Origin of the sequence: uncultured Allobosea sp. (genome assembly GCF_945956895.1) — a bacterium.
Lineage (GTDB): Bacteria > Pseudomonadota > Alphaproteobacteria > Rhizobiales > Beijerinckiaceae > Allobosea.
This window is the reverse complement of sequence record NZ_CAMFJF010000097.1, coordinates 1-7,765: the sequence shown is the minus strand read 5'-3', so window position 1 is coordinate 7,765 and position 7,765 is coordinate 1. Positions and strand designations below refer to the sequence as shown.

Genomic DNA, 7,765 nt, shown 5'->3' with positions numbered 1-7,765 from the left:
GGCGGTTTTCAAGACCGCTGCCTTAAACCACTCGGCCACCCTTCCATGGGGCCGTTCAATGCCGTTCGGGGAGCCGATTTGCAAGCGGAAGATCGCGGCGGGCAAAAAAGGACGATCCGGCCGCGTTGGGAGTGGTGAAACGGCGCTGAAACCGTGCGATCGCCCCGGTTCGAGCCGTGATCGCGCCAGATATCGACCGTGTCCAACAGGCCACGCTGCACAGAAAAATGGCGGCCGCGATCGTTCCGGCGTTGACATGCGCCGCTTTTCGAACGCTCCTGTGGCCGCCCAACGGCGCGGGGATGGCCTGTTCAGCGGTTCAGCGGTCCGCTTTCCAGCGGATTTTAGCGGCTTAACGATCCCTTAATGGAATTCGCCGAAAACTCGGCTCTGCTGCCTATGGCGGTGAGCTGACTGAATAGTTTTTGGCGCAGAAAGCGGAATTGGCGGAATGACTCAAGACGCTCGCTTTTCGGCCCAGGAGACCGTCTCCACGATGTCCGGATCGATGCCAGCGTCTTCTTCCATGCCCACCGCCGTCCGCATGGGCTGCGTTGTCCTCGTCGGCCTGTTCGCCGCGAACTGTGCCGGAAACCAGGTCGCCGGGCGCCGCTCCAAGGAAATCGGAGCCTTCCCGCAATCGAAATACGGTGCTGCCAGCCCGCGCGTCGTCGCCGAGGGCGAGGAAGTACCGAAGGGCGGCGGGCGCCAGCTCGTCGGCAAGGCCTATTCGGTCGCCGGCAAGCGCTATACTCCGTTCGAGAAGCCCGTTGGCTTTGCGCAGGTCGGCCTGGCCTCCTGGTATGGCGAGGCTTTCCACGGCCGCCGCACCGCCAATGGCGAGGTCTACGACCGCCACAGCGTCTCGGCCGCGCACCCGACCATGCCGCTGCCGGCCTATGCCCGCGTGACGAACCTGATGAACAACCGTTCGATCATCGTGCGCGTCAACGACCGTGGCCCCTTCCATGGCGGCCGCATGATGGATCTCTCGCAGACCACCGCCGACGCGCTGGCTTTCCGCCATCTCGGCACGGCGCGGATCAAGATGGAATATCTCGGCCAGGCCTCGCTCGCCGGTTCCGACGACAAGCTCCTGCTCGCCACGCTCCGCACCGATGGCTCGCCGGCCCCGATCCCGGGCACCAGCGCCCGGACGATGGTCGCAAGCGCCGAGCCTGTCGCCACCACGCGCACTCGCAGCGTCGATATCGATACTCAGCCGGCAGCCGAGCCGGAGCCCGCCCCCGTCGCGACGCCGGTCGTGCAGGCTTATGCGCCGCAGCAGTCGCGGACGATCACGCCCTCGACCCCGGTCGTCGCCTCTCTGGCTTCCACCGTCTCGACGCCCGTCGACGCGCAGCCCGTGCGCGCAGCACCGCTACCGCCGAACCGTCCGTTCGATCTCGACACCATCGCCAACGCGGCCAAGCCCGTCGTGGTTCCCGCGACGCTGCGGACGACCCTGCCGCCGACGCGCGCCAGCGTGGCGAGCCTGTTCGCCGCGCCGGAGAAGGGCATGGGCGAGCGCCTTGCCAAGACACACCCGCTCAACAAGCTTGCGCCGCAGGCCTTGCAGCCGCTCGCGCGGAACTGATCCCGGCTTGACCTGATGGCGGGCGCTCTGCTTCACATCGAAGCATGAGCGCCTTTTGCCGTTTGCCAAGGATTGCAGCGCCGCTGCGGACGGCGCGCCTGCTCGTTGCAGGCTTCGTCCTGGCTTTTGGGCTCCCCTTGTTTGGCTCCGCGGCTTCTGCCCAAGGTTTCCAGTCGCAGGCGCCCTATGCCGTCCTGCTCGATTCGGACACCGGGGCTGTTCTCTATGAAAAGGCGGCTGACGAGTTGATGGTGCCGGCGAGCATGGCGAAGCTCGGCACCGTTCTCGTCGCCTTCCAGGACATCACCGCCGGACGGCTGACGCTCGACAGCGAGATCGGCATTTCCGAGAACGCCTGGCGCAAGGGCGGCGGCCCTTCGGGCGGATCGGCGATGTTCGCGCTCCTCAACAGCCGGATCAAGCTGTCGGACATCCTGCAGGGCATCATCGTCCAGTCCGGCAACGATGCCTCGATTGCACTGGCGGAAGCCATTGCCGGGGACGAAACCACCTTTGCCCGGATCATGACGGAGCGGGTGAGGGGGCTCGGCCTGACGAAATCCGTCTTCCGCAACGCGACCGGCATGCCTGACCCGCAACAGCGCGTGACGGCACGCGAGCTCGCCCTGCTCGCCGACCACATCATCAAGACCTATCCCGAGCTCTACAAGATCTTCGGCCAGCGCGAATTCACCTGGAACAAGATCCGCCAGCAGAACCGCAATCCGCTGCTGACGATGGATATCGGCGCGGACGGGCTGAAGACCGGCAATATCGACGAGTCCGGCTTCGGGCTCGTCGGCTCCGCCGTGCAGAACGGCCAGCGGCTCGTCATGGTCGTGAACGGCCTCAAGACGGCGCGTGATCGGGCGACGGAAGCGCGCAAGCTGCTCGAATGGGGGTTTCGCGCCTTCGAGAAGCGCCAGCTCTTCGCTGCCGGCGAGACGGTGGGCGAGGCCAGCGTCTATGGCGGCGAGAAGGGCCGCGTCGCGCTCCGGAGCAAGGGCGTCGTCAGCCTGCTGCTCCCGCGCGGCAGCACGGAGCGGCTGGCGGCACGGATCGTCTATCGCGGCCCGCTGATCGTACCCGTCCAGGAGGGCGCGGAGGTGGCGCGGCTCGTGGTGACACGCGGCGACATCAAGACGCTGGACATTCCGCTCTATGCGGCCGAGAGCGTGCAGGCCGGCAGCTTGCAGAGCCGGGCGCTGGATGCCCTTTTCGAGGCCACGACAGGCTGGGTTCGCAAGGCGCTGAACCGGAGCTGATCAGGCCGAGATGGACAAGGGACATTTCATCACGCTCGAAGGCGGGGAGGGCGCCGGCAAGTCGACGCTGGCGCGCGCGCTGAGCGAACGCCTCGAGGCGGCAGGCCTCACGGCGCGGACGACGCGCGAGCCCGGCGGCTCGCCCAAGGCCGAGGCGATCCGTGAGATGATCCTGGCGGGGCAAGCGCGAGACTACGGCCCGTTCGCCGAGGCGCTGATGTTCTCGGCCGCCCGGATCGACCATATCGACAGCCTGATCCGCCCGGCGCTTGAGCGCGGCGAATGGGTGATCTGCGATCGTTTCATCGATTCGACGCGGGTCTATCAGGGCGTACTCGGCCAGCTCGACAGGGGCGTGCTGGCCGAACTGGAAGCCGTGACGATCTCCGGTCTGATGCCCGAACTGACGCTGATCCTCGACCTCGATCCCGAGATCGGTCTTGCTCGCGCCGCCAAACGTCGTCGGCCGGGTGAGGTGGTCGATCGCTTCGAAGGCGAGACGCTGGCCTTCCATCGCAATCTGCGCCAAGCCTACAGGGATATCGCGAGCGCCGAACCACAGCGCTGCGCCGTGCTCGATGCGACGCTTCCGCCTGAGGCGCTTGCCGAGGCGGCGTGGCATATCCTGTGCGAGCGCCTGCCCATCGAACCGGAAGCCTGATGCTAGCGACCAGCGACGAACCCGACCGGCTGCCGAGCGCGCCGCATCCGCGCGAGACGCTCGCTATGGTCGGCCATGCCGTGCGCGAGCGGACCTTCCTCGACGCGCTGGCCTCTGGCCGGATGCACCATGCCTGGCTGCTCGGCGGGCCCGAGGGCATCGGCAAGGCGAGCTTCGCCTATCGTGCCGCGCGCTTCCTGCTTGCGGCCGGCGATCCGCAGGCGAGGGCGGCCCGCGCCGTCGATCTCGCCATGCCGGAGAACGATCCGGCGACGCGGCGCGTGATGGCGCAGTCGCATCCCGACCTGCATGTGCTGCGCCGGATCCCGAAACCGGACGGCAAAAGCTATACGAGCAATATCCCGGTCGATTCCATCCGGCGCGTCATCGACCGCTTCGGCGCCAGCGCGGCCGAGGGCGGCTGGCGCGTCTGCATCGTCGACTCGGCCGAGGACATGGAGCGCTCGGCCGCCAACGCCCTGCTCAAGCTGCTGGAGGAGCCGCCGCCGCGGGCGCTGTTCCTGATCGTCGCCCATGCGCCGGGGCGGATGCTGCCGACGATCCGCTCGCGCTGCCGGTTGCTGACCTTCGATCCACTCGCGGAAGCCGATGTTGCGGAAGCCGGCCGGCTGGCGCTGGAGCGCATGGAGATGCCTTTCGACGGCTCGGCGTTGCGCCGCGCCGCGAGCCTCTCCGAGGGCTCGGTGCGCCGCGCGCTGACCTATGTCGATCCCGAGACGCTGGCGCTGGTCGAGGCGGTGAGGGCACGGCTCGACGCCCTCCCGCAGATCGATCTCACCGCCCTGATGGCCTTGGCCGAGGATGTCGCCGGCAAGGCAGGCGAGCGCGACTTCGCGGTGATGATCGAAACCGTGCAGGGCTGGATCTCCGACCATCTCCACGCGCATGCTGCGGCGCAACCGGCGCGCCTTGCACCGCTGGCGGAGGTATGGGAAAAGCTTGGGCAGCAGGCGCGCGAGGTCGAGACCTATAATCTCGACCGCCGCCCGCTGGTGATGACCCTGTTTCATGATCTGTCGTCTGCGGTGTCCCGCTCGCGCGCAGCGTGAAGCGAAGCTTTCGGACAGACGATGGCCACGGCCCCGAAATTCTATCTGACGACCGCGATCCATTACACCAACGGGCCGCCGCATATCGGCCACGCCTATGAGATGGTGGCGTCGGACGCGATCGCGCGCTTCAAGCGGCTCGACGGCTACGACGTCTTCGCCATGACCGGCACCGACGAGCACGGCCAGAAGGTGCAGCGCACGGCGGCCCAGAACGGCCTCTCGCCGAAGGAGTTCGTCGACAAGATCGCGGCTCGCTTCGAGGAGATGGAGCAGCGCCTCGGCTGTTCCTTCGACCGGTTCATCCGCACGACGGACGCCGATCACCTGCCCTCGACCCAGGAACTCTGGCGGCGGATGGAGGCCAATGGCGACATCTATCTCGCCAAATATGCCGGCTGGTATTCGGTCCGCGACGAGGCCTTCTACGGCGAGGAAGAGACCACCCTCCAGCCCGACGGGACGCGTCTGGGCGGGCAGGGCACTCCGGTCGAGTGGGTCGAGGAGGAGAGCTATTTCTTCCGCCTCAAGTCCTATCAGGATCGGCTGCTGAAACTCTACGAGGACGTGCCGGACTTCATCTCGCCGGAGACGCGCAAGAACGAGGTCGTCTCCTTCGTGAAGAGCGGGCTCGAGGACCTCTCGATCAGCCGCACGACCTTCGACTGGGGCTTAGCCGTACCCGGCGATCCGAAGCACGTCATGTATGTCTGGGTCGACGCGCTCAACAACTACGTCACCGGGACGGGCTTCCCCGATCCGGCGAACCCGCGCGCGCATTATTGGCCGGCCGATGTCCATATCATCGGCAAGGACATCGTGCGCTTCCACGCGGTCTATTGGCCGGCCTTCCTGATGTCGGCGGGGCTGCCGCTGCCGAAGCGCGTCTTCGGCCACGGCTTCCTGCTGAACAAGGGCACGAAGATGTCGAAGTCGCTCGGCAACGTGGTCGATCCCTTCGGCCTCGCCGAGACCTACGGCGTCGATCAGTTGCGCTATTTCTTCCTGCGCGAGGTCTCCTTCGGCCAGGACGGCAACTATAGCCACGACGCCATCGTCGGGCGGATCAATGCCGACCTCGCCAATGATCTCGGCAATCTCGCACAGCGCTCGCTGTCGATGATCGCCAAGAACTGCGAGGGCAGGGTGCCGCCGCGCGGGACGCTGAACGAGGCCGACGAAGCCGTGCTCGCCATGGCTGACGCGGCGCTCGCCAAGGCGCGCGAGGCGATGAAGGATTTCGCCCTTCACACCGTGCTGGCCGATCTCTGGGCGCTCATTGCCGAGGCGAACCGCTATTTCGCCAACAACGAGCCCTGGCGCCTGACCAAGACCGATCCGGCGCGCCGTGACACCATCCTTTATGTCACGATCGAGGTTCTGCGCGAGGTCGCGATCCTGATTCAGCCGGTGATGCCGGTGGCCGCAGGCAAGTTGCTCGACCTGCTGAGCGTCGCGCCGCAGGATCGCAGCTTTGCGGCTCTCGGTGCGGAGCATCGGCTCGTCAGCGGCACTGCTTTGCCGGCGCCGAGCGCGATCTTCCCGCGCTATGTCGAGCCCGAGGACGGGCAGGCGGCGTGATTTGAACGTCCCGATATCTGGGGCGTCATTGCGAGGAGCGAAGCGACGAAGCAATCCAGGAGCGGCAGAGCTCTACGTCCCCCTGGATTGCTTCGCTGCGCTCGCAATGACATCTCATGCCGATCGGGAAAGCTTTCCAGAGGCTTGAATGCTGATCGATACACATTGCCATCTCGATTTCCCGGACTTCGCCGAGGAGTTGCCGGCCTATGTCGCGCGGGCGGAAGACGCCGGCGTCGGCCGGATGGTGACGATCTCGACGCGGGTTGCGCGCTACGCCGACTATGCCGCGTTGGCGGAGCGTTTTCCGTCGGTCTGGTTCTCGGTCGGCACGCATCCGCACAACGCCCATGAGGAGCTCGACGTCACGGCCGAGCGCCTCGTGGAATTGTCGCGCCACCCGCGTTGCGTCGCGATCGGCGAGGCCGGGCTCGACTATCACTACGATTCGAGCCCGCGCCCCGCGCAGGCCCAGGGGTTGCGCACGCATATCGCCGCGGCGCGGGTCACGCAGCTGCCGCTCGTCATCCACGCGCGCGAGGCCGATGACGACATGATCGCGATCCTGCGCGATGAGATGGGGAAGGGCGCCTTCCCTGCTATCCTGCACTGCTTCACCGCCGGAGAAGCGCTGGCGATGGCCGGCGTCGAGCTAGGGCTCTATGTCTCCTTCTCCGGCATCCTGACCTTCAAGACCTCCGAGAACCTGCGCCGGATCGCTCGGATGGTCCCGCGCGAGCGCCTGCTGGTCGAGACGGATGCGCCCTATCTCGCGCCAGTCCCGTTCAGGGGCAAGCGCAACCAGCCGGCTTATGTCGTTGAGACGGCGAAGGTTCTTGGCGACACGATCGGCGTGTCCTTCGACGAGATCGCTGGCATCACCACGGAGAACGCACGGCGCTGCTACTGGAAGATGGACCACGCTGCGCCGGTTGCGCAGGTGGCCTGATCCGGCGCCATGACGCTCACCGTCACCATCCTCGGCAGCGGATCATCCGGCGGCGTGCCGAGGCCGGGCTCCGGCTGGGGCGCCTGCGACCCCAACGAGCCGAAGAACAGGCGCCGGCGCTGCTCGATCCTGGTCGAGCGCATCGGCCCCGACGGAATGACGCGAGTGCTGGTCGATACCTCGCCGGACCTGCGCGAGCAGCTTCTCGCGGCGGAGGTGCCGGGGCTGGATGGCGTGCTGCTGACACACGACCATGCCGATCATACCCATGGCATCGACGACCTGCGCGCGCTCGTCCTGCACATGCAACGGCGCATTCGCATCTACGCCGACAAGACGACGCAAGCCTCGCTGCATTCGCGCTTCGGCTATCTCTTCGAGACGCCGCCCGGCAGCTACTATCCGCCGATCCTCGATCTCGACGAGATCAGCGCCGGCCGGCCGCAGACCATCGATGGCGCCGGCGGGCCGATCACGGCATTGCCGTTCCGGGTCGAACACGGGCCGAACTATGAGGCACTGGGCTTCCGCTTCGGCGATCTCGGCTATCTGCCGGATGTCAGCCTGATCCCACCGGCGGCGATGGAGGCCATGGCCGATCTCGACGTGCTGATCCTCGACTGCCTGCGCGAGACGCCGCAT

7 protein-coding genes are annotated in these 7,765 nt (G+C 66.7%); all 7 read left to right on the top strand.

Features of this window, described 5'->3' with window-relative positions:
• Positions 1-526 precede the first annotated feature (526 nt).
• The gene (locus Q0Q02_RS22050) at positions 527-1,597 is read left to right on the top strand and encodes a septal ring lytic transglycosylase RlpA family protein (protein WP_293812746.1); all 1,071 of its coding nucleotides are present in this window, start codon (positions 527-529) and stop codon (positions 1,595-1,597) included.
• A gap of 137 nt (positions 1,598-1,734) precedes the next feature.
• Complete coding sequence (locus tag Q0Q02_RS22045; protein ID WP_293812744.1) at positions 1,735-2,862, top strand: D-alanyl-D-alanine carboxypeptidase family protein; 1,128 nt, start codon at positions 1,735-1,737, stop codon at positions 2,860-2,862.
• Positions 2,863-2,872: 10 nt separating this feature from the next.
• Complete coding sequence (tmk, locus tag Q0Q02_RS22040; protein WP_293812742.1) at positions 2,873-3,523, top strand: dTMP kinase; 651 nt, start codon at positions 2,873-2,875, stop codon at positions 3,521-3,523.
• The gene (locus tag Q0Q02_RS22035) at positions 3,523-4,593 is read left to right on the top strand and encodes a DNA polymerase III subunit delta' (protein WP_293812740.1); all 1,071 of its coding nucleotides are present in this window, start codon (positions 3,523-3,525) and stop codon (positions 4,591-4,593) included. The genes tmk and Q0Q02_RS22035 overlap by 1 nt, the downstream gene beginning before the upstream one ends.
• Before the next feature lie 21 nt (positions 4,594-4,614).
• Complete coding sequence (gene metG, locus Q0Q02_RS22030) at positions 4,615-6,174, top strand: methionine--tRNA ligase (RefSeq protein WP_293812739.1); 1,560 nt, start codon at positions 4,615-4,617, stop codon at positions 6,172-6,174.
• 148 nt (positions 6,175-6,322) lie between these two features.
• Complete coding sequence (locus Q0Q02_RS22025; RefSeq protein ID WP_293812737.1) at positions 6,323-7,123, top strand: TatD family hydrolase; 801 nt, start codon at positions 6,323-6,325, stop codon at positions 7,121-7,123.
• Between the two features lie 9 nt (positions 7,124-7,132).
• On the top strand, positions 7,133-7,765 hold a 633-nt coding region (locus Q0Q02_RS22020; protein ID WP_293812735.1), incomplete at its 3' end, for an MBL fold metallo-hydrolase.

Bases quoted from the DNA above. Each gene is read 5' to 3' on its own strand.
- Q0Q02_RS22035 (WP_293812740.1), top strand. From the start codon at position 3,523: ATGCTAGCGACCAGCGACGAACCCGACCGGCTGCCGAGCGCGCCGCAT.
- Q0Q02_RS22025 (WP_293812737.1), top strand. From the start codon at position 6,323: ATGCTGATCGATACACATTGCCATCTCGATTTCCCGGACTTCGCCGAG.
- Q0Q02_RS22050 (WP_293812746.1), top strand. From the start codon at position 527: ATGCCCACCGCCGTCCGCATGGGCTGCGTTGTCCTCGTCGGCCTGTTC.
- metG (WP_293812739.1), top strand. From the start codon at position 4,615: ATGGCCACGGCCCCGAAATTCTATCTGACGACCGCGATCCATTACACC.
- tmk (WP_293812742.1), top strand. From the start codon at position 2,873: ATGGACAAGGGACATTTCATCACGCTCGAAGGCGGGGAGGGCGCCGGC.